The sequence below is a fragment of the Nocardia asiatica NBRC 100129 genome, assembly GCF_000308415.1.
GTDB classification, from domain to species: domain Bacteria; phylum Actinomycetota; class Actinomycetes; order Mycobacteriales; family Mycobacteriaceae; genus Nocardia; species Nocardia asiatica.
The window spans coordinates 1-21,145 of record NZ_BAFS01000294.1 but is presented as its reverse complement, the minus strand read 5'-3'; the positions used below and the strand labels follow the sequence as shown (position 1 = coordinate 21,145).

Annotated in this window: 15 protein-coding genes and 1 riboswitch; of the genes, 7 read left to right on the top strand and 8 right to left on the bottom strand. The window is 69.8% G+C overall.

All coding sequences use genetic code 11. From position 1 onward, the window contains the following. Positions 1 to 75 precede the first annotated feature (75 nt). Both ON27_RS28825 and ON27_RS28820 read right to left on the bottom strand, forming a co-directional pair. Positions 76 to 2,031: an acyl-CoA dehydrogenase family protein gene (locus ON27_RS28825; protein WP_043734439.1), complete on the bottom strand. Its 1,956-nt coding sequence runs from the start codon at positions 2,029 to 2,031 to the stop codon at positions 76 to 78. 157 nt (positions 2,032 to 2,188) lie between these two features. Further along, the gene (locus ON27_RS28820; protein ID WP_043734436.1) at positions 2,189 to 3,370 is read right to left on the bottom strand and encodes an ATP-binding protein; all 1,182 of its coding nucleotides are present in this window, start codon (positions 3,368 to 3,370) and stop codon (positions 2,189 to 2,191) included. Between the two features lie 167 nt (positions 3,371 to 3,537). On the opposite strand from ON27_RS28820, the gene ON27_RS28815 reads away from it, so the two are divergent. From ON27_RS28815 to ON27_RS28805, 3 genes are all read left to right on the top strand, one after another. Then, positions 3,538 to 3,795: a hypothetical protein gene (locus ON27_RS28815; RefSeq protein ID WP_043734434.1), complete on the top strand. Its 258-nt coding sequence runs from the start codon at positions 3,538 to 3,540 to the stop codon at positions 3,793 to 3,795. A gap of 221 nt (positions 3,796 to 4,016) precedes the next feature. Beyond that, positions 4,017 to 4,185, top strand: a riboswitch (cyclic di-AMP (ydaO/yuaA leader). A gap of 78 nt (positions 4,186 to 4,263) precedes the next feature. Further along, entirely contained in the window at positions 4,264 to 4,860 is a 597-nt protein-coding gene (locus ON27_RS28810) for a C40 family peptidase (RefSeq protein WP_043734433.1), read from the top strand. A gap of 3 nt (positions 4,861 to 4,863) precedes the next feature. Continuing rightward, entirely contained in the window at positions 4,864 to 5,268 is a 405-nt protein-coding gene (locus tag ON27_RS28805; protein WP_245560259.1) for an RNA-binding S4 domain-containing protein, read from the top strand. 102 nt (positions 5,269 to 5,370) lie between these two features. Here the strand turns inward: ON27_RS28805 and ON27_RS28800 are convergent, their stop codons facing one another. From ON27_RS28800 to ON27_RS28790, 3 genes are read right to left on the bottom strand one after another with little or no spacing between them, the layout of a single operon-like run. After that, positions 5,371 to 7,236: a fatty acyl-AMP ligase gene (locus ON27_RS28800; protein WP_051047083.1), complete on the bottom strand. Its 1,866-nt coding sequence runs from the start codon at positions 7,234 to 7,236 to the stop codon at positions 5,371 to 5,373. Continuing rightward, the gene (locus ON27_RS28795; RefSeq protein ID WP_043734422.1) at positions 7,233 to 12,299 is read right to left on the bottom strand and encodes a type I polyketide synthase; all 5,067 of its coding nucleotides are present in this window, start codon (positions 12,297 to 12,299) and stop codon (positions 7,233 to 7,235) included. Before ON27_RS28795 ends, ON27_RS28800 begins: the two co-directional genes overlap by 4 nt. Further along, entirely contained in the window at positions 12,296 to 12,592 is a 297-nt protein-coding gene (locus tag ON27_RS28790) for an acyl carrier protein (RefSeq protein ID WP_051047082.1), read from the bottom strand. Before ON27_RS28790 ends, ON27_RS28795 begins: the two co-directional genes overlap by 4 nt. 151 nt (positions 12,593 to 12,743) lie before the next feature. On the opposite strand from ON27_RS28790, the gene ON27_RS28785 reads away from it, so the two are divergent. Beyond that, positions 12,744 to 13,715 carry an MBL fold metallo-hydrolase gene (locus tag ON27_RS28785; RefSeq protein ID WP_245560257.1) on the top strand — a complete coding sequence of 324 codons (972 nt, stop codon included), beginning with the start codon at positions 12,744 to 12,746 and terminating at the stop codon, positions 13,713 to 13,715. A gap of 6 nt (positions 13,716 to 13,721) precedes the next feature. Here the strand turns inward: ON27_RS28785 and ON27_RS28780 are convergent, their stop codons facing one another. Next, the gene (locus tag ON27_RS28780) at positions 13,722 to 14,699 is read right to left on the bottom strand and encodes an NAD(P)H-dependent flavin oxidoreductase (RefSeq protein WP_174377895.1); all 978 of its coding nucleotides are present in this window, start codon (positions 14,697 to 14,699) and stop codon (positions 13,722 to 13,724) included. Positions 14,700 to 15,040: 341 nt separating this feature from the next. Between ON27_RS28780 and fadD5 the strand changes: the two genes are divergently transcribed. Next, positions 15,041 to 16,612: a fatty-acid--CoA ligase FadD5 gene (gene fadD5, locus ON27_RS28775; RefSeq protein ID WP_043734496.1), complete on the top strand. Its 1,572-nt coding sequence runs from the start codon at positions 15,041 to 15,043 to the stop codon at positions 16,610 to 16,612. A 67-nt stretch (positions 16,613 to 16,679) separates the two neighbouring features. Continuing rightward, entirely contained in the window at positions 16,680 to 17,285 is a 606-nt protein-coding gene (locus tag ON27_RS28770; protein WP_043734416.1) for a cysteine hydrolase family protein, read from the top strand. A gap of 252 nt (positions 17,286 to 17,537) precedes the next feature. On the opposite strand, the gene ON27_RS28765 is transcribed toward ON27_RS28770, so the two are convergent. Next, positions 17,538 to 18,107 (bottom strand): TetR/AcrR family transcriptional regulator, encoded by a 570-nt coding sequence (locus tag ON27_RS28765; protein ID WP_051047081.1) that lies wholly within the window; start codon positions 18,105 to 18,107, stop codon positions 17,538 to 17,540. 98 nt (positions 18,108 to 18,205) lie between these two features. On the opposite strand from ON27_RS28765, the gene ON27_RS28760 reads away from it, so the two are divergent. Beyond that, positions 18,206 to 18,889, top strand: a complete 684-nt coding sequence (locus ON27_RS28760; RefSeq protein WP_063711385.1) for a class I SAM-dependent methyltransferase — start codon at positions 18,206 to 18,208, stop codon at positions 18,887 to 18,889. Between the two features lie 57 nt (positions 18,890 to 18,946). On the opposite strand, the gene ON27_RS28755 is transcribed toward ON27_RS28760, so the two are convergent. Then, a partial coding sequence (locus ON27_RS28755) for a lysylphosphatidylglycerol synthase transmembrane domain-containing protein (protein WP_043734413.1) occupies positions 18,947 to 21,145 on the bottom strand: 2,199 nt, incomplete at its 5' end.

The following is a 21,145-nucleotide window of genomic DNA, read 5'->3' as shown; positions in this document are numbered from 1 at the left end:
CGCGAGGCGAATATGCCGATTTCTAGTGGAAATCCGATACTGCCGAATAAATTGCCGGTCGACGCCCCGCGCTGCTCACGCCTCCGCTCGGGTTCGCGTCGAGGGCAGGAACGGGCGCAGAAGGTTCTCCTCGGTCGACGGACCCATCTGCCACTCCGCGATCCACGGCCCGGTGCCCTCGCTCGGATCGAGCACGCCGTCCTCCAGCCACTCGTAGCGGCCGTCGAGCACGCCTCGGGTGAGCGTGCGGTCGTCGTCGTCGGTGTTCTCCCACAAGGCGTCGAACAGCTTGCGCACCCGCAGGCGCGACTGCCTGCAGAAGGCGTCGGCCAGTTCCTCGGCCGCCTTGCTCTCCGGCGCGCCGGCGGCGCGCATCGACTGGGCGCGCATGCAGGCCGCCGACATGGCGAACAACTCGGCGCCGATGTCGACGATCCGGCCGAGGAAGTTCTGGCGGTATTCCAGACCCGCCTGCCAGCGGCCCATCGCGTACATCAGCGACCGCGCCTGCTTGCGCGCACTGCGCTCGACGAACCGCAGGTGCCTGGCCAGTACTCCGAATTCGGTGTAGGCCGCGGGCACCGTGCCCGCTCCGACGGCCAGCTGCGGGAACCATTTGGCGTAGAACCCCGTCGCGCCGACCGCCGCCTTCGCCTTGTCCTTGAACTCGGCCTTCCGGTCGACCAGCGCCCCCGCGGCCGCCATGTGGGCGTCGGCCATCTCCCGGGCGATCAGCAGTCGCATGATCTCGCTGGAGCCCTCGAAGATGCGGTTGATTCGCAGGTCGCGCACCAGCTGCTCGGCGGGGACGGCCCGCTCGCCCCGCGCGGCGAGCGAGGCCGCTGTCTCGTAGCCGCGGCCGCCGCGGATCTGCACGAGTTCGTCGGCGATCTGACAACTCATCTCGCTGGCCCACAGTTTGGCCAGCGCCGCTTCGATGCGGATGTCGTTGCGTCCTTCGTCGGCCATGGTGGCCGACAGGTCGAGCGCCGCTTCCAGCGCGAACGTGGTGGCCGCGATGAACGCGATCTTCTGGCCGACCGCGGCGTGCTCGCCGACCGGCCTGCCCCACTGCACGCGCTGCGTGCTCCACTCCCGCGCGATCTTCAACGACCACTTGGCGGCGGCGGTGCACAGCGCGGGGATGGCGAGCCTGCCCGCGTTGAGCGTGGTGAGCGCGATCTTGAGGCCGTCACCCTCCCGTCCGATCAGGTTGCGCTTGGGTACCCGGACCTCGTGCATCCGGGTCAGCCCGTTCTCGATGCCGCGCAGGCCCATGAAGGAGTTGCGGCGTTCCACCGTGATGCCCGGGGAATCGGCCTCGACCACGAACGCCGAGATGCCGCCGCGATGCCCCTCGCTCTTGGGCACCCGGGCCATCACCACCAGCAGCTCGGCGACCACGCCGTTGGTCGTCCACAACTTCACGCCGTTGAGCACGTAGGCTTCGCCGTCTTCGGTCGGGGTCGCGGTGCTGGCCATCCTGGCCGGGTCGGAGCCGACATCGGGCTCGGTGAGCAGGAACGCGCTGACCGCTCCGGCCGCGCAGCGCGGCAGGAACTCGGCCTTCTGCTCCTCGGTGCCCGCCAGCTTGAGCGGTTCGGGCACGCCGATGGACTGGTGCGCCGAGAGCAGGACGCCGAGGCTCGGGTGCGTCGAGCCGACCAGCATCAGCGCACGGTTGTAGCCGAGCTGGCAAAGACCCTGACCGCCATAGGATTGCGGGATCTTCAGGCCGAAGCAGCCGAGTTCGGCCAGACCCTTGACGTATTCCTCCGGGATCCGGCCCTCCGCTTCGATCACCGAGCCGTCCATGGATTCGCACAGCGTCCGCAGCCGGGCCAGGAACGCCTCGGTCCGCTCGGAGTCCTCGGCTTCCGGTTGCGGGAAGGGATGGATCAGGTCGAGCCGGAACCGGCCGAGGAACATCTCCTTGGCGAAGGAGGGCTTGGCCCAGCTCGTTTCGCGGGACTCCTCGACCAGTGCGCGGGCCTGTTCTTCGGTGGCGTCGACTTTTGCGGCTGTCGCCATGATGTCCTCCCTCGGACGTGAGCAGGATCACATCCGAGTGTAGGAGGGTTTGTTACCCACCGGTAGCCCTGCTGGTCGACAGATATCTACGAAATTCTATTGATCATGGAAGATAGGCGAATACTGGGCAATCCCCCGCCGCTCGGGCGGTCGGCGGTCAGACCGAGCGCAGATAGCGGCCGAAGTGCGGCACGGTGAATCCGATCGTGCCGCGCTCGGCGGAATAGATCAGACCTTTCTTGATCAGGCCGTCGCGAGCGGGTGAGAGGGACGCGGGTTTGCGACCGAGTTCGTTGGCCACGGCCGCGGTCGCCACCGGACCGTCGTCGCCGGACAGGTCGGCCATGGCGCGCATGTATTCCCGTTCGGCCGGCGTTGCCCGCTCGTAACGGGAGCCGAAGAAACCGACCGCCAACTCCTCCTCGGCGGCGGGCGAGGCCACTTCGACGTCCTCGGCCGTGATCGGGCTCTCCGGCGCCTGATCCCAGGTGGCCTTGCCGTACGCCTGGACGAAATACGGGTAGCCGTCGGCCTTGCGATACAGCGCGTCCAGCGCGTCGTCGGTGAACTTCACGTCTTCCCGCTGGGCGGGAGCGATCAGCGCTTGGTCCGCCGATTCCCGGTCCAGCCGATCGATGCGGTGGTAGCTGAATAGTCGCTCGGAGTAGCTTTTCGAGGCGGACAGCACCGCGGGCAGATGGGGCAGACCCGCGCCGACCACGATCAGCGGCGCCGCGTCCTGGCTCAGTTCGTGGCACGCGCCGCAGATCGCGGAGATGTCCGCCGGTCCGAGATCCTGCATTTCGTCGATGAAGATCGCGATGCCGACGCCGATGTCGCCGGCCAGCGCCGCGGCCTCGATGAGCAGTTCCACCAGATCGATCTCGATGTCGCCGGAATCGGCCCGTCCGCTCACCGCCGGGACATCGATGCCGGGCTGCCAGCGTTCTCGCATGCCCTTGTCCGCGGCGGACCGCAACGCGAAAGCCTTGAGAATGCCGAGGAAATCGTCCACCCGTTCCGGATTGCGGTGCGACGTGGCGATCGCTCGCGCCGCCATGTGCAGCGCCGAGGAGAGCGGGCGCCGCAGTTCCTGGTCCGGCCGCGCTTCGATCTTGCCGGTGCCCCAACCGCGCGATATCGCGGCCGAGCGAAGTTGGTTGAGCAGCACGGTCTTCCCCACACCGCGCAGACCGGTGAGTACGACGCTGCGTTCCGGCCGGCCGCGCGCGACGCGTTCGAGCACGATGTCGAAAGCCGTGAGTTGTTTGTCGCGTCCGGCCAATTCGGGTGGGCGCTGTCCCGCGCCGGGGGCATACGGATTGCGCACGGGGTCCATGCCCCGACACCGTAGCGCGTTCGGTCGGAATATTCTGGCCATATCTACGGCGCGCCCTAGAGAGCCTTAGCGGACGGTATTGCACTATGGCTCTCGTCGCCGGTCTTCCCGGCCTGCGGCGGTTCGCCAGAACGGTCGCGCGTCATATCGCGCGGGAACGGAGGGGCATGTCCGACGAACCGACTTCCGCCAGCATCGCCGAAGTGGTCGGGTCATGGAACGTTCCGCCCGGCGCCACGGTGGCCGAGCGCATCCGCTCCAACATCCTCGTCGCGATCGAACGCGGCTACGACGATCCGCAACTGGTCGCCGATCTCGCGGTCGGTCCGCTGGTCATGGCGCTGGGCAGGCTCGAGGTCGAACTGACCGAGGCGCGCCGCCGGATCGACGAGCTGGAGCGCGCGGTGCACGGCGGCCGATCCTGAGCGCTGCGTCGGTATCCGGGACGGCGTCGGCCGTTCGGTGACCTGTCGCCGGATGACGAGATCACTTCGTGATCCGCGCCCACGACCGTTTTCCGCCGATCTTGCCGCGGATACCCCGGGGCCCGGAAAAGATGCAGCTCTGTGCGCTGGACAACATCGCGTCGGCACCGTAATCTTCTCGTGACTTAGTGGAACCAGTCGCTTCGTAAGAGAAACGGCGCCACTAGTTACCGCCTAAACGGCTGTCGGGGCCAACCGGTCTCGGCTGTCGTGCCGGGGACCCACAGGTTCGTCTGGGGTGAATCCTTGCGGCCATATCGGTCGCGAGGTAGGGCCGCTCTCCCGGCCCGAACCCGTCAGCTAACCCGGTCGGCGGAAGAGCAGCAAGATCGGAGACGTAGCTCGGTGGGTAAACACAGCTTGCAGCGGGATTCTCGGGTACCGAATTCCGTCAAGGGTGCGATAGTCATGGGTGCGGTGGCCGCGACCGGCGCCATGCCCGCGATTCCGGCCATGGCCGCGACCATCAACGTTCCCGGTGTCGGCAACTTCGATGTTCCGCAGGAATGGGAACAGCCGGTCCAGCAGCTCAACCAGCAGATTCAGCAGGCGCTCGCGGCCGTTCCCGCCGCCCCTGCCCCCCAGGCGCCGCAAGCGGTCGCGCCCCAGGCGCCCAACTTCGCGCCGATGCTGCCGGGCCTGTTCGGACAGCAGCAGAACAGCCCCGGCGACATCGCCCTCGACGCCGCCAGGACCAAGGTCGGAGCCCAGTACTCCTGGGGCGCCGCCGGTCCGCGGGCCTTCGACTGCTCCGGTCTCGTCCAGTGGGCGTTCCGCCAGGCGGGTGTCGAACTCCCCCGCACCAGCTTCGAGCAGTCGCACGTCGGCGCTCCGGTCGCCTACCACGACCTGCAGCCGGGTGACATCGTCATCACCAACGGCGGCGGTCACGTCGGCATCTACGCAGGCGACAACAAGCTTCTCAACGCGGTGCAGTCGGGTACGCCGGTGTCCTACACGCCGCTGCGCCCCGACATGGTGGTCACCGCACGCCGTATCGTCTGACGAGTGGCCCGCGCCGAATCCGGCATCCAGAACACCCCGACCCAGGCCCGCGTCGATTCGTGGACCTGGGCGGTGCGTTTGTTCAAGACAAGATCCGCTGCCGCGGAGGCCTGTCGTGGTGGGCACGTTCGGGTGAACGGCGCCCCCGCCAAGCCCGCGCAGTCGGTACGCCCCGGTGACGAAGTACGCATCCGGGCGGGTGGTATCGAGCGCATCGTCATCGTGGAGCGAATCGTCACCAAGCGTGTGGGCGCGCCGATCGCCGCCCAATGCCTGATCGATCGCAGTCCCCCTCCGCCGCCCCGGGAAATCCTGGCGAGCATGCCGCGCCGAGATCGCGGCGCCGGACGGCCTACCAAGCGCGAGCGCCGCGAAACCGATCGCCTCATGGGCCGGGACGAGTCCTGACCCGCCTGCCTCCGGTTCGCGTCGCACGAAACCGCGAAGGCGGTCGGACCGGTTGCTCTCGCCGACTGGAGTCTGGGCGGGCACCGGGCTTCGCGCTCGGCGTCAGATCATGGCGACCGGGCGCAGATGGCCTGCGAGGTAATGGGCCCTGCACTCGCCGCGGCGCAGCTTCCCGCTGCTCGTCTTGGGAATGCGTCCCGGCTCCACCAGCAGGACGGCGCCGGGCATCACCTCGTGTGTGGTCGCGACCGCCGTGCGGATGCGGCGGGCCAGCGCGAAGAGTTCGGTGGGTTCGCCGCCGACCGCGACGAGTTCGGCGACCACGACCAGGTCTTCGCGCAGCCCGTCGTCATGTCCGAACGCCGTCACATGCCCCGGCCTGACCTCCGCGGCGCATGCCTGCACCGTGGCCTCGATGTCGGCGGGATAGTGATTGCGCCCGTCGACCACGATGACGTCCTTGCGGCGTCCGGCGATGTAGAGCTGGCCCTCGTGCTGGAATCCGAGGTCGCCGGTGCGCAGCCAGCGGACGAGGCTGCCCGTCAGCGTGGCGCCGAAGATCTCCTCGGTGGCATCCGGCCTGCCGAAATACCCGTCGCACACGTTGCTTCCGGCCACCCAGATCTCGCCGACCCGTCCCGCGGGCCGCACCGTCCAGTCCACCGGATCGACGATCCGCAGCTCTTGTCCGACCGGTGCGCCGCACCCGACCAGCGCCACACCGCTGCGGGATTCCGGCGCGGTGTCCGATAGCGCGACCGCGCGCCCTTCGGCCAGCGCCGCGCGGTCGAAGCGGTGCCACACCGGGGCCGCGTGCTGGTCGCAGACGGTGACCGTGAGGGTGGCCTCGGCCAGGCCGAAGCCGGGGGTGTGCGCGTGGTGACGGAAACCGTACGGACCGAAGGTCTCGGTGAATTCGTCGAGCGCATCGGCGCGGACCGGCTCGGAGCCGTTGAGCAGGACGTCCAATCCGGACAAGTCCAGCCCGGCCCGCTCGGCCGGGGTGGTGCCCGAAACCGCGAGCTTCAGACCGAAATTGGGGCACCCCGTGGTGCCGGCGCGGTAGTCGGCGATCGCGCGCAACCAGCGGACGGGGCGCTTCACGAACTCCGCGGGTGCCAGCGTGACGCCGTGCACGCCCAGGAACAGGGGCAACGATAGGCCGAGGATCAAGCCCATGTCGTGGAAGAAAGGCAGCCAGGTCACGACGGGCCGATCGGCTGCGGTCGAGATGGCATGCCCGAGCTGCGTCAACGCTGTCGCGAGGTTCTCGTGCGTGACCCGGACGCCTGCGGGGGATTTGGTCGATCCGGAGGTGTACTGCAAGTACGCCAGCTCGTCAAATACCGGATCTATGACGGACGCGGCCGCGATGTCGAGCGCGGGGGAACCCGTACCCGGCGCCACGAAACGTGTTTGTACCGAGTCCGCGTACCGGGCTACCGGCTCGGCGACGCCCGCCGTCGCCAGCACCGATCGTTCGGCGGAAACTATCTGTCCGGCCGAATCCCGTTCGGTGGCGGCCGGATTCGGCGGCAAAGCGAGGACGCGGCCCAGTGCTGGCCCCAGGGTCGGCGCGGTGTTCTCGTCGTGGGCAGAAAGCAGGCTGAGCGTGGGTCTGGCGTCGGCGAGGACGGCATGCAGGCGGTCGCGATTGCGTGCGCCCGCGGCCGGGAACAGCGGCACGGCGACCCGGTTGCTGTACAGGCAGGCGAGGAAGGCCACCGCGTAGTCGACTCCGTGGGCGCAGAGAATGGCCACTCGGTCACCGGGTGCGCTCTCCTGCCGTAGTCGCGCGGCCAGCGCGGCCGCGGCGGCGTGCAGGGCGGCGTAGGTCAGCGTGACGGGCACGCGTTCCCGTCCGCGGAAGCGCAGTTCGGTGAAGGCCGGTTGGTCCGGCCGGGCGGCAGCCCACGCGGCCACCGCGGTCGCGAGACCGTTGCCTGCGGTTCGGTCGGCGGCGGTCACGAAGATTCTCCAGGGTTCGCGGCGACCCGATCGAGCAGGGCGGCCCCCAGGGCGGTGATGGTCGGATGCTTGAACAGCTCCGCCGTGGCGATCCGGACGCGCAGCCGCGATTCCAGATTCCGTCGCATCTCGATCGCGAGCAGTGAGCTGAGCCCGAGGTCGTTGAAGTCGGCCGCGGGGTCGATGTGCTCGGCGGGCAGATCGAGCGTGCTGGCCAGCACGCGGCGGATGATGCTGGTCAGCGGTTCGGCAGACTCCGGGGGCGCGGGCGCGATGTCGCGGGCCGGAGCAGGACTCGAATCGAGCGTCGGTCCGAGCAGATTCGCCACGCGCAGCGCGATGGGCGACCTGTCGGCGGTCGGGCTGTGCTCGAGCGCGAGCAGGTACGGGCCGTCATAGCGCAGAACTTGGGACAGTACGGCGCTGCCACGCCGCAGGTCGAATGATCCGATGCCCGCTCGCCGCAGATGAGCGGCCCCGCCGGCCGCCGCGGCGAGGCCGGAATCCCACAGGCCCCAGCCGATGCTGAGAATCCGCCTGCCCGGATCTCGCCGTGCCAGGGCGTCCATCGCCGCGCTGGCGGCGGCATAGGCGGCCTGCCCCGGCGCTCCGAGCGCGCCGGTGGCCGAGGAGAACAGCAGGACGAAGTCGGTGGCGTCGGTCGCGGTGAGGTCGATCAGGTTGGCCGCCGCGGTGGCTTTGGGCAGGAACATCCTGGCCAGCTGACCAGTGGTGATCGCGTCGAACGCGGCGTCCTCCAGCGCGCCCGCCGCGTGCACGACGCCGCGGATCGCGGAGTCGGAGGCGCGGATATCACTGAGCGCGTTGGCCAAATCGTCCCGATCGGCCGCGTCGCAGCGCACCACGACGATGCGGTCCTCCAGGCCGTCCAGCAGCGCGGGCACGGGACGGGGCGCGCGGGTCAGCACCACGACGTCGCGCGCGCCCGCCTCCAGCAGCCAGCGCACGGCGACCGAACCGAGAGCGCCCAACCCGCCGGTGACGACGTAGGTTCCGCTCGCGTCCACCGCCGCGACCGGCAGCGCTCGCGCTCGCGCAGGTGTGAAGCGCCGGACGGCGATCTCCCCGGCCGACAAGCGAGACTCGTCGGGGACCTCGTTATGGGTGGCCGTCACCAGGCCGGTGAGCAGCGCGACGTTCCTGGGGTCGGCATCGGTCCAGACCAACCGCACAGGTCGGCCGGTCTCGAGTTGCAGCGAGCGCACGAGTCCCGCGATCGCCGCGGTCTCGACCGAAGTCGGCGGGCCCGCTTCCGAGGTCGTCGCGTGCGCACGATCCCGCGGCAGCGCGACAGTCACGGACGCGGTGGCATCGTGGGCGCAGATCAGTTGCAGCAACTCCAGGACCCGGCCGGTCACCGCGGCGGCGCTGTTGCCTTCGCCGGTCGCGGAATCCGGAGGCCAGACCACCGCGACGGCGTGACCGCTGCCGCGCCCGGTCAACACAGCGGTGACGAGCGAGTGCGCCTCGGCGGGGTCGCGCGCGACGCGTTCGGTGGGCACCTCGGCGTCCAGTGCGCGGGCGAGCCGGACCGCGAGGCCGGAGGCGCCGACCACCACCGCGCGCCGCACAAGGGTCCGGTCCGCGGAGGCCGCGGCGAGCCCTAGCGTCTCGGGATCACATGGGGCCCATACCTCGTGGCGGAAGGGTGCGGCCTGCGCGTCGTGCTCGCCACGTGTCGCGCGGACCGCCCCGCGTTCCTCTTCGGTGCCAGGGTTGGCGTAACGGATGCGCACACCCGAGAAAGCGAGACACGGCACACCGTGCTGATCGGTCGCGATGACGTCGCCCAGCAGCCCGGTCTCGCCGCGCTCCCGGATCAGCGCGTGCACCTCGAGCACGTGGCGATTCGGCTCGTGCGACAGCCAAGCGGAGTCCATGCCGATCGGCAGCGGGACGGATGTCGCGGGCATGTCGTCGAACACCGCGGCGGCGAGTACGTGCAGGCAGCCGTCCAGCGTTGCGGTCCGGTGCAATTCGGCGGCGTCGAACAGGCCCAGCGCCCGGCCGGTGCCCGCGGCGATACCGCGCAGCGCCCGGAATCGCGGACCGTACTCCAACCTTCTGCGACGCAATTCCTGGTAGAAGGCGCCGGTGGTGATGACACGCATGTGGTGCCTGGCGGCCCGATTTGCGTCCACCACCCGCATCCATGCGACGATATCCGCGGGTGTGGGGTCACCGGCGGGCCGGGCCGAAGCCAGCGTCCCGGTGCCCGTGACCTCCGCCCGCACGCTTTCCTCCGCTCCCGGCCCCCGGTAGACCACCTCGGGCAGTGCGCCCGGATCGGTCCTCTCGTGCACGGCGAAATCGGCGAGGGCGGCCGCACCGGCGGTGTCCCTGGCGAGGTGCAGCAGCCGCCGCAGCCAGAAGACGGCGGGCACGGTGCTGTCGCCCTGCACCACGTGCTGGGTCAGATCCTCGGCCTCGAAGGCGGATTCGGGGATGTGCGCGCTCGCGGACTCCGCCACCAGCAACGGGAAGTTCCGCCTGCGCCACTTTCGCGGTGCGGTCGTGCCGGACGGGCCCTGCGCGGACCAGTCCACCGGCCGCCCCTCCAGGTACAGCCGTGCCAAGCCGGTGAGGAAGCCGCTTGCCTCGTCGTCGCGCAGCGCCACGGCGTGCGCGCCGTCGCGGAAGTCGGGATACTCCCGCACCGCCGAGAGCAATACCGGATGCGGGCCGATCTCGACCACCGTCGCGATACCGTCTCCGGCCGCGCACTCCAAGGCGGCGGCCAATTGCACCGTGCTCGCGGCGTTCTGGGCCCAATAGTCGCGGTCCATGGCCGCGGTGGTCAGCTTCGCGCCGCGCCGTGCCGTCGAGTACACCGGCACGCGCGGCGCCAGCGGGGTGATCTCGGTCAACGCCGCGACAAACGGTGCTAGCACGGTGGCCACCTGCGGACTGTGCGCGGCGAAGTCCACCGCGAGCCTGCGCGCCAACATGTTCCGGCGGGTGGCTCGGCGCACCAGCGCGTCGACATAGCGTGGCGTGCCCGATACGACCACCGACCTCGGGCCGTTTACCGCGGCGACGGCCACCTCCGCGCGCATCGGCTCCACGAGCTTCGCCGCTTCGTCCGGGTGGGCCTCCAGCGCCGCCATCGCGCCGTGGCCGTCCAGATGAGCCAAAGTAGCGCTGCGCAGCACCACCACGCGCGCCGCGTCCGCGAGCGACAGCGCGCCGCTCGCGGCCGCCGCCGCGATCTCGCCGAGACTGTGCCCGGCCACCGCGTCGGGCCGAATCCCCCACGCCGCCAGCAGTTTCACCAGCGCCACCTGGAACGCGAACAACGCGGGCTGCACCAGGTCGGTGGCTTGCGACTCGCCCGCGGAGGCCCAACCGTGGCGCGGCGTCCAGATCCGCGGTCCTCCCGCCGCCACGATCGCCTCGGTGGTCTCGGCGAGCGCGGCGGCGAAGACCGGATACCGCGCCGCCAGCGCGCGGCCCATCTTCGGATGCTGCCCGCCCTGCCCGGAGAACAGGAACAGCAGGCCGCCGCGGCGGCGGTGCGCGACGGGGCCGAGCGCCGCCTCGGCGTCGCCGCGGCCGAAGGCGCGCAGTCGGTGCACCGCGTCGCCGTGGTCGTGCGCGAGGATCGCGGCCCGGGCCGACTCGGGAAGCAGCCGGGCCGTCGACGAAGCGAGCGCACGCAACGCAGGCCGAGCCTCTTCCGCGGCGTCGGCCAGCCGCAGGGCGCGCTCGCGCAGTTCCCCCTCGTCGCGCGCGGTGAACGGCAGCAGCACCGGGAAGTGTTCGCCACGCTCGGGCGGGGCGGGCGTGACGCCGCGCAGCACGATGTGCGCGATCGTGCCGCCGAACCCGAACGAGCTGACGCCCGCCACCCGTCGGGGGCCGGGCACGGGGGTCCAGTCCACCGGCTCGGTCGGCACACGCAGCCCGCGTTCGGCCAGGTGCAGCAGCGGGTGCTCGGTGTGGACGTTGATCGTCGGGGCTATCACCCCGTGGTGGATGGACAGCGCGGCCTTGACCATCCCGGTGACTCCGGCGGCGGCCTCGAGATGCCCGATGTTGGACTTCACCGAGCCGATCCAGACCGGATCGTCCGCGCCGTCGCCGAGCGCGGCGGCGAGTGCGCCGACTTCCACCGCGTCGCCCAACGGCGTTCCGGTGCCGTGACATTCGATGTACCCCGCGCGGCTCGGCGGATATCCGGCTCGCGACCACGCGGTGCGCAGCGTCTTCTGCTGCGCGCGGCCGTTCGGCGCGTACAAGCCGTTCGAACGGCCGTCGGACCCGACGGCGGTTCCGACGATCTCCGCGTACACCCGGTTGCCCTCGCGCACCGCGTCCGCGCTGCGCTGCAAGACCACCACGGCGCAACCGTCACCGCGGGTGTAGCCGTCCGCGGTGACGTCGAACGGCGCCGACCGGCCGCCGGGTGAGAGGAAACCGCCCTCGGCCAAGTAGTCCGAGGTGTGTTCCAGCAGAACGAGGTTGACCCCGCCCACGATGGCGAACGGGACCGTGCCGTCGGCGAGCAGCCGCACCGCGAGGTCCACCGCGGCGAGCGAGGACGAGCAGGCGCTGTCGAGCACCAGGCTCGGGCCGTGCAGATCCAGCACATACGACAACCGGTTGGCGATGATGCTGAGCGCGGACCCGGTCACCGCGTAGGGGGCGTCGTGACCGGCCCGGCCGAGCACCGCGATGCCGTGGTCGTATCCCGACGCGCCGAAGACGACGGCGGCGCCGCAACCGCGTGCGCGATAACCGATCCCGGCGTCGTCCAGCGCCTCCACCGCGACCTCCAGCGCGAGCCGCTGCTGCGGATCCATCACCGCGGCTTCGCGGTCGGAGATGGCGAACCAGTCGTTGTCGAAGGACTCGACGTCGTCGAGGTACCCGCCGCGCCGGGAGCCCAGCCGCCCGGTGGGCGGGGTGGAGGTCGCGTCCCTGCCCTCCACCAGCAACTGCCAGAACTCGGCGACGCTCGCCGCTCCGGGCAGTCGGCAGCCGATGCCGATGATGGAGACGGGGGGATGCGAGCCGACGGAATCAGAAGGCGCGCTGCTCATCGCATCGCGAGATACTCGACAAGCTGTTCGATGTCCGGATGGTCGTAGATCGCGGTCAGCGGAACCTCGACTCCCATGGCATCCTCGAGTTGGGCGGTCAGCCTCGCAAGCTGAGTGGAACTGAGGCCGAGATCGGTGAAGGGCGAGCTGGTCGACACCGCGGCGGCGTCGACGCCTAGTAGATCCGCGACAGCCAGAACAGCGGCACAAGTGAGCGCGGTGCGCCGACGATAGCCGAGCGAACCTTCGTTCTCCTGAGCACCGCTGTGCCCGTCCGGAAGACTGGGCCGCATCGCGTCCTCCCTCCCCGTCTCCCGGCCGTTGTTACCCCACTGAAGAACGGTACCCACGCGATTATGCCGGAGAAATCGCGCGGGGCAAGGTCGCGTTTCCGCTGCCTGTCCGGTCTTTCGCGAACCGGACGCAATCACATACCGTGGCGTCGTGACCGAACCGGACAGCGGCGCCGCCGCCCGCGCCGAGCGCACGCCCACTCTGCCCACCTTGCTGCGCTGCTGCGCCGCGCTGGCGGTCACGCCGGGCCGGTTGCTGCGGCCGCGCCGGCCGGACACCGCGCTGCTGGCGAAGCTCGAAGCGCTGCCGCCGTCCGCCGCGAGCGCCGCGGTCCGGTTGACCGTGCTGACGCAGGCCACCATGTCCGCGCCGACCACCATCGTGGCCGAGGGGGTGCGTAGTCTGCGGGAGATGCGGCTGTCGATGGCGGCGTTCCTGGTCGAGCACCCGAAGGCGCGTTTCCTGATCGATCCGGCCCTGTGCGCGGGCGTGCACGACCGGGTACTGCCCGAACTGCCGTTCCCGGTCCCGCTGCTCGTCGCGCCGGACAAACCGGTGCTCGGGCTGTCGGACGCGCTGGCCGCGCACGATCTCGCGGGCGAGGACATCGATTTCGTGGTGCCCACCCACCTGCATTGGGATCACGTCTCGGGCCTGCTGGAATTGCCCGCCGCAGTGGAGATCCGGCTGCCCGGGGTCGAGTACGAGTGGGCGATGGGCGGCCCGCACGCACCGGCCGGTGTGGCGCGCGGCCCGCTGCGCGGGCGCGGCTTCGACCGCTTCGAGCTGGACGGACCGCCGGTGCTCACCTTCCCGCGCAGCAAGGACCTGTTCGGCGACGGCTCGGTGCTGCTGGTCGATCTCGCGGGTCACACGCCGGGCAGTATCGGCGTGCTGCTCGCGGTGGACGACGGCAGCCGCGTGCTGTTCGCCGGCGACGCCGTCTGGAGCAAGTTGCAGGTCGATCTGCTGCGGGAGAAGGCGCCGATGCCGGGCAAGCTGTTCGACGCCGATCGGGACGCCGCCTTCACCACGATCCACCGTCTGCACGCCCTGCCCGACGGCATCGAACTCGTCGCGAGCCACGACTACGCGGCCGTCACCGCTCGCGCGGCCAGGTGACTCCGGTCAGCCGACCACGACGGTTTCCGCGAGACGGGCCGTGATCAGCTCCTCGGCCTCGGTGACCATCCGGCCGATCAGCTCCGCGCAGGTCGGGATGTCGTGGATCAGGCCCTGGCACAAGCCGACCGACCAGATGCCCGCGTCCAGGTCGCCTTCGTCGAACACCCGGCGGCCGCGTGCTCCCGCGACCAGGTCGCGCACGTCGTCGAAAGTGCCGCCGGCCTTCTCGATCTCGACCACCTTGCGGCTGATCTCGTTGTCCGCGACCCGCGCCGTGTTGCGCATGGTGCGGAAGATGAGCTGGGTGTCGCGCTCGGAGTTCGCGACGATCTTCTCCTTGACCTTCTGATCGATCGAGGACTCCTGGGTGCACAGGAACCGGGTGCCCATGTTGACGCCGTCCGCGCCGAGGGCGAGCGCGGCGACCAGGCCGCGGGCGTCGGCGATGCCGCCGGAGGCGATCATCGGGATGCTCAGCTCGCGGGCGGCGGCCGGGATGAGCACCAAGCCGGGGACGTCGTCCTCGCCGGGATGGCCCGCGCACTCGAAGCCGTCGATGCTCACGCCGTCCACGCCGATCCGCTCCGCCTTCAGCGCGTGCCGCACGCTGGTGCACTTGTGCAGCACTTTGATGCCGGCGTCCTTGTAGTAGGGCAGGAACGGCTCGGGATTGCTGCCCGCCGTCTCGACGATCTTCACGCCGCTGTCGATGATCGCCTGCACGTACTCCGCGTACGGCGGCGGGTTGATCGACGGCAGGATGGTGACGTTCACGCCGAACGGCTTGTCGGTCAGCTCCCTGGTGCGCTCGATCTCGCGGCGCAGGTCGTCCGGGGTGGGCTGGGTCAGGGCCGTGATGAAGCCGAGCCCGCCCGCGTTGGCGACGGCCGCGACGAGTTCGGCCCGGCCGACCCACATCATGCCGCCCTGCACGATCGGGTGTTGGACCCCGAACTTCTCGGTGAACCTGGTCCGCAGCATGCGCTTCTCCTATACCTCGCGCGGGCGTGCCGGTTCGCCCGTTGGGCTCGATGGTGACACGAGAATCGCCGAACGTTCAACTCATAAGTAAGCCGAGGTTCGCATGTTGGATGATCTTCATCGATAGGGTTTCGGTCTTGCCCTCCGTGTGCATGAGCGCAAATACGCTGCTAAGAAGGGTATCGGAAGAGTTGGGAGCCGGTCCGGGCTGATTAACCGGGATTCATCCCGCAATCCCTTGCCGGACATTTAAGTTAGTTGCTATTCTGCACGCGATTCAGCCCGTCGCCGCCGTCGGACAACCCGGCGGGCCGATGACGGTCCGAGAGGAGTTCGTGGCAATGACCACCGGGGCAGCAGCGCTCGACGAGCCGATCAGGTCGCGGCGCAACCACTGGAACAACCAGATCGCCGCACACGCGCAGATGCGCCCGGACGCGGTCGCGGTGCGCTTCCGTGGGGTGGACACCACCTGGCGGCAGTTGCACGAGCGGTCGCTGAAATTCGCCGACGGTTTGGCGCGCCAGGGTGTCGGGTTCGGCGACCGGGTGCTGATCCTGGCGCTGAACCACACGGAATACCTCGAAGCCGTGTTCGGCATCAACGCGCTCGGCGCGATCGCGGTCCCGGTCAACTTCCGGCTCACGCCGCCGGAGGTCGCCTACATCGTCAGCGACAGCGGAGCCAAGGCGGTCGTCACCGACACCGTGCTGCAGCCGCTGGCCACCGCCGTGCAGGCGCAGGCGCCCGCACTGGAGACCTGCGTGGTGATCGGCGGCGCCTCCGGCGACGGCGTGATCGGCTTCGACGACCTGCTCGCCGAGCCGGGCGATCCGCACACCCCGCTGGACATCCCCGAGGACACCCCCAGCCTCATCATGTACACCTCCGGCACCACCGGCAGCCCGAAAGGCGCGGTGCTGACCCACGCGAACATGAACGCCCAGGCGCTGACCTGTATCCGGGCGATGGCGCTGCACCCGGAGTCGATCGCGCTGTGCACCTCGCCGCTGTTCCACATCGCCGGACTCGGCAGCCTCGCACCGGCGTTCCTGCTCGGCTCGAAGACGGTGCTGCACCCGCTGGGCGCCTTCGACGCGGGCGAGTTCCTGGACGCGCTGGAGCGCGAGCAGGCCACCACCGCCTTCTGCGTGCCCGCCCAGTGGCAGCTGGTCTGCGACCACCCGACCGTGAAGGACCGCAAGCTCGCGCTGGAGGCGCTCAGCTGGGGCGCCGCGCCCGCCTCCGACACGGTGCTGCGCGCGATGAGCGAGTCGTTCCCGAACGCGTTCAACGTCGCGGTATTCGGGCAGACGGAGATGTCGCCGATCACCTGTGTGCTGGAGGGCAAGGACGCCATCCGCAAGATCGGCTCGGTCGGCAAGCCCATCCCGACGATCCAGGCGCGCATCGTCGACGACGAGATGAACGACGTCGCCCCCGGCGACGTCGGTGAGATCGTCTACCGCGGTCCGACGCTCATGCAGGGCTACTGGAACAAGCCGGAGGCCACCGCGGAGGCGTTCGCGGGCGGCTGGTTCCACTCCGGCGACCTGGTCCGCCAGGACGAAGAGGGATTCGTCTACGTGGTCGACCGCAAGAAGGACATGATCATCTCCGGCGGTGAGAACATCTACTGCGCCGAGGTGGAGAACGTGCTGTTCGCGCACCCGAAGATCCGGGAGGCGGCGGTGGTCGGCCGTGCGCACGACAAGTGGGGCGAAGTGCCGGTCGCGGTGGTCGCCCTGCACAACCCCGACGACGAGCTGACCCTGGCCGAGCTGGAGCCGTTCCTCAACGAGAACCTGGCGCGCTACAAGCACCCGAAAGACCTGGTGCTGGTGCCCGAGCTGCCCCGCAACGCCAGCGGCAAAGTGGTGAAAGTGCAGTTGCGCAAAGACTATTCGTCCTGAGCGCCGAGTGCGTTCGTTTCACGTGAATCGGACGATGCGCGCGAGCGCGGATGCGTAAGGTCGTCGCATGGCGATCCGACGCATCCGCGCCGCAGTGCTGGCGCTGCACTGGCAGGTGAATGTCATTCGGCCGGAGGGTTTTTTCGGCCCCATGCTGGCAGCGCCCGTGGCGGCGAGCGGCGTGGTGGCACGTGCGGCGGACTTCCACGCCGCGGCGCTCGCGGCGCGGGCGCCGGTGGTCTTCACCCGGTTCACCATCCCGGTCGGTGAGGGCGAACTGGTGCGCAACACCGGATTCATGCGTTCGGTGGGTGCGGCGCAGACCGAGTTCCGGCCCGATTCGCCCGGCGCCGCGATCATTCCGGAGATGGCGGCGCAGCCGACGGAAGTGTTCGACAACCAGAAACTCTCCGGCCTCGCGGGCAGCAAATTGCCGGAGTGGTTGGCGGATCAGGGCATCGAGACGCTTTTCGTCACGGGTGTCGCGACCAACCTCACTGTCGAGCAAACCGCCCGGCACGGCACCGATCTCGGGTTCACGGTGCATCCGGTGGCCGACTGCGTGGCCGCCGCCACCGAGGAAGCGCACGAAGCCGCGCTGGCCAACCTCGAACTCGTCACGGCGGGCCGGGTGAGCGCCGCCGAGGCATTGGATCGCATGAATTCTCGCTGATTCGGGCAGCGCGTCCGAAACCTCGAGTCGACCTCGGCGATTGCGCCGAAACGCTTGCGGTAGCGCACCAAGCGGCGCCGGCCGACCTCGAACGTCACCGCGGGCGTGTGAGCGCCCTCGATCCTGGATTCGCGTCCGAATCCGCCGACTCCATTCCGGCGCGGGCTCGAACCGCTCCGATCGGCGGCGCTCGACACCGCGACGGCGGCCTGGAGCCAGGCCCGCTGGACGGCGGTGCTTCGCCGAAGCCCGTCAAACTTCGCCGCTCAGACCGGGACCGACCAAGCGCACCAGACGCCGGTAGGCATCCTCGGCCGAAAGCGGCGGATGCGGCTCGGCGATAGCTCCGAGCAGGCCGACGACACCCCAGGACAGGAACGTGACGGTAGTGGCGAACTCGTCCTCCGGCATGCTAAGCCGGTCGCGCAGCCGCTCGGCGAGAATTTGCGCGACCATCACCCGCGTGGTGCGCAGCAGCACCGCGCCGCTCTTGCGGCCGAGCAGCGCCCGATAGATCTCGGGATGACGCGCGGCCAGCTGGAACAGCGTGCGCACCGGCGCGAGCAACTCGGCAGCGTCGGCTCCGGTCTGCGCGGCGGCCATGGCCGTGCGCAGGTAGTCGGTGCTGCTGCGCAACAGCAGGTCGTCTTTGTCCCGGTAGTGCGCGTAGAACGTGGAACGTCCGACGTCGGCGCGCTCCAGGATGTCGCGGACGGTGATCCGGTCGTAAGCGTTTTCCACCATGAGCTCGATCAGCGCCCGGTGCAGCAGGGCCTTGGTGCGCCGTACCCGCCGATCGTCGGTGTCCTGTTCTCCCGGCATCGTGCCTCCCGGACAGATGTCTCCTATGCGTCCGGTTCCGGACGAATCCCGCGGCATTGTTCCTGGTCGGCAGCGTGAGATCCGACGATCCTGAACTCATGTCCGGAAACGAACCCCAGTCTGCCATCGATTCGCCCACCGAGATCGGTGTGCTGCTCACCCAGCCGCGCCGCTACCGCGCGTTCAAGTCCGCCTTCCTGCTCGGTCGCGGCGGCCGTCTGAATGCCCGGCTCGCCGGTCTCGCCGATCCGGCGGCCGACGCCGACGTGGTCGATATCGGGTGCGGTCCGGGCGACCTCGCCCGGGTGCTGGCCCGCCGGGTCGGCCTGGTCACCGGAATCGACCCGTCACCGCAGATGATCGAGTACGCGAACGCGCGCTCCCGCGACCTGGCGAACTGCCGATTCGAAATCGGCGCGGCGCAAGCGCTTCCGCTGCCCGACGCGTGCGCCGACCTGGTGACCTCGACCTTCGCGATGCACCACATCCCCGCCGCGCACCGCCGCGACGCCTTCGCGCAGATGTTCCGCGTACTGCGGCCGGGAGGCCGGCTGTTGCTCGCCGATACTCATCCGACCGGCCCGGTGCTCTCCGCCGCCGTGCGCGTCATGGCACGGTTCGCCGCCCACCGCACCCACGACACCGCACACGATGAGGGTGATCCCCTGGCGGCCATCGATATCCGGCGGTATCGGGACGCGCTGAGCGCGGCCGGATTCCAGGACGTCCGGTTCATCGCGGTGCGTCCCGCGACCGGCGTTCTCGTGGCGACCAAGCCATGACGGACGTATCCGAGGGCCGTCGACAGCCTGCGGCCGAGCGGTGGCGAGGCAGTCGCCTCAGATGAGATCCCTCTTCGCCATCCAGCGCATCGTGGCCCACCCGCAGAACACCGGAAGCCAGCAGGTGAGCACCCGGTACAGCAGCACAGAGGGCACGGCGATGTTCGCCGGCAGGCCGAAGGCGGCCAGACCGCCGATCAGCGCGGCCTCGACCGCGCCGACACCGCCCGGGGTCGGCGCGGCCGAGGCGAGGGTGCCGCCGATCATGGTGACGATGGTGACGGTGACGAAGGTGGTGCCGCCGCCGAACGCCTCCACACTGGCCCACAGCGCGCCGGCGAACCCCAGGGTGATCGCCGCGCAACCCAGCACGATCACCGCGGATCGTTTGGGGTCGCGCGCGAGGTCGGCGAGCTCGCCGAGAACCTCTTGCAGTTGCGGCCGGACCGCGTTGTTCAGCCAGCGGCGCAGTTTCGGCACGAACATGAACGTGCCGACGATGCCCACGCCGACACCGGCGAGCAAATACAGCACCGTGGCGTCCGGGACGAAGTGCGACAGATCCGTCGAGGTGCCCGCCAGGATGCTGAACGCGAGCAGCAGGCTGACGTGCGTGATCACCTGCACGGCCTGTTGCAGCGCCACCGCGGCCGTGGCACGCACCGCGCCCACTCCGCCCTTCTGCAGGAAGCGCACGCTCAACGCGAGCCCGCCCACCCGCGCGGGCGTCGTCGTCGCGGCGAAGGTGTTGGCGACCTGCATGATCACCAGGTTGCGGAAGCTCACCGCGCCGGACGCGCAGGCCCACAGCGCCGCCGCCGCGCCCACGTAGGTCAGTGCCGACACCACCAGCCCGAGCAGCGCCCACCACCAGTTCGCTGTTCGCAACTGGGTGAAGAAGGTCGGCACCGCGCTGATGAACGGGTAGGCGACGTACACCAGCCCGATCAGCAGGACCAGCTGGATGATCTGGTTGCGGGAGAAACGGGTGATTTGCTCGGCTTCGATCCGATCCTGACCGGTCTGTTTGCGGACCTCGTCGCGGGCGTCGGACAGCGCGGCCTTCCATTCCGGGACCGCTTTGCGTATCCCGGTCGGTATCGCCGACTTGGTCAACCGGCTCGCCGCGGCGAGCACGCGCACTTCGCCGAGGATCTCGATGGCCGCCCGGACCGCGGGTTCCTTGCCGAACGTCGCGGTGGTCGTCACGAGCAGCTGGGCGATGTCGGATTGCAATTGCGCCTCCGACGCTCCGTACTCGGCGTTGCCGAAGCCGCCGAACAGTGTCGCGCCGTCCGCGACGCGGATGTCGGCCGGGCGCAGGTCGCCGTGCGAGATCTGCTTCTGGTGCAAGGTGTCGAGTGCGCGCCACACCCCGGGCAGCACATCGGCGGACTGGTCGGTGATCGCCGTACCGCAGGGCTGGGTGCGCGCGTACAACATCCAGCCACGAGAGAGTCCGGCGACCGCGACGGGAGCGCAGCTGCCGAGCCCGAGGTCGGCGACGGCGATCGTCATGAGCGCGCGATGCTCGACCGCGCGGTGCATGGAACCGTGCATGGCCGCGGTCTCGCTGGAGCGGAACGTGAGCCAGCGCCACAACTGCCGCAGCGCGCCGAAACTGCGCTGGTTCTTGCCGAACATCTCGATGATCAGCTCGCGTTCGGGCCCTTCGGTGGCGGCGGCGAGCACCAGCGGCCCCCGGCCGGCGGGATGCACCACGGTGAAACCGGTGACCGTGTGACCGCGTCTGGCCAGCAACCGGGCGGCGGCGTCGAGCGGGACCTCCAGCGCGGGCGTGCCCACCACAAGCACGATCACCGCCCCGACCAGCCACCCCACCGCGAGGCCGAACATCGCGCGAGCGGGAACCACGGTGCTGACCACGAGGTGGATCGGAGCGAACGCGAGCAGCAGGAACCACAGCCAGCGGCGCGGGCGGACGGGCAGCCACGGGCTGGCGACCGTGAGCATCGCGGCGATCATCGCGATCCAGCGCGGGTCGTCCAGGAACTGGGACAGGAAAGTGTCCAACCGATCCGGCACCTGCAGATGCCATTTCGGCGCGGACAGTCCGGTGCCGGTGATGGACAGCAGCAGTCCGGCGACGATCCCGGCCGCGGCGTAACCGGCCAGCAGCTTCCACTGCCTGCCGATGATCAGCTCGATCAGGATCGCGAACGGCAGCGCGAGAATCGCCATGCCGTAGACCAGGTACACCAGGTTCGACTGGTCCGGGTTGAGGAAACCGACGAT

What these genes read in the sequence shown, in the direction of transcription:
- ON27_RS28780 (WP_174377895.1), bottom strand. Translation starts at nt 14,699, where the DNA reads ATGCTGCGGACCAGGTTCACCGAGAAGTTCGGGGTCCAACACCCGATC.
- ON27_RS28770 (WP_043734416.1), top strand. Translation starts at nt 16,680, where the DNA reads ATGGCGATCCGACGCATCCGCGCCGCAGTGCTGGCGCTGCACTGGCAG.
- ON27_RS28825 (WP_043734439.1), bottom strand. Translation starts at nt 2,031, where the DNA reads ATGGCGACAGCCGCAAAAGTCGACGCCACCGAAGAACAGGCCCGCGCA.
- ON27_RS28795 (WP_043734422.1), bottom strand. Translation starts at nt 12,299, where the DNA reads ATGAGCAGCGCGCCTTCTGATTCCGTCGGCTCGCATCCCCCCGTCTCC.
- ON27_RS28815 (WP_043734434.1), top strand. Translation starts at nt 3,538, where the DNA reads ATGTCCGACGAACCGACTTCCGCCAGCATCGCCGAAGTGGTCGGGTCA.
- fadD5 (WP_043734496.1), top strand. Translation starts at nt 15,041, where the DNA reads ATGACCACCGGGGCAGCAGCGCTCGACGAGCCGATCAGGTCGCGGCGC.
- ON27_RS28790 (WP_051047082.1), bottom strand. Translation starts at nt 12,592, where the DNA reads ATGCGGCCCAGTCTTCCGGACGGGCACAGCGGTGCTCAGGAGAACGAA.
- ON27_RS28820 (WP_043734436.1), bottom strand. Translation starts at nt 3,370, where the DNA reads ATGGACCCCGTGCGCAATCCGTATGCCCCCGGCGCGGGACAGCGCCCA.
- ON27_RS28810 (WP_043734433.1), top strand. Translation starts at nt 4,264, where the DNA reads ATGGGTGCGGTGGCCGCGACCGGCGCCATGCCCGCGATTCCGGCCATG.
- ON27_RS28765 (WP_051047081.1), bottom strand. Translation starts at nt 18,107, where the DNA reads ATGCCGGGAGAACAGGACACCGACGATCGGCGGGTACGGCGCACCAAG.
- ON27_RS28760 (WP_063711385.1), top strand. Translation starts at nt 18,206, where the DNA reads ATGTCCGGAAACGAACCCCAGTCTGCCATCGATTCGCCCACCGAGATC.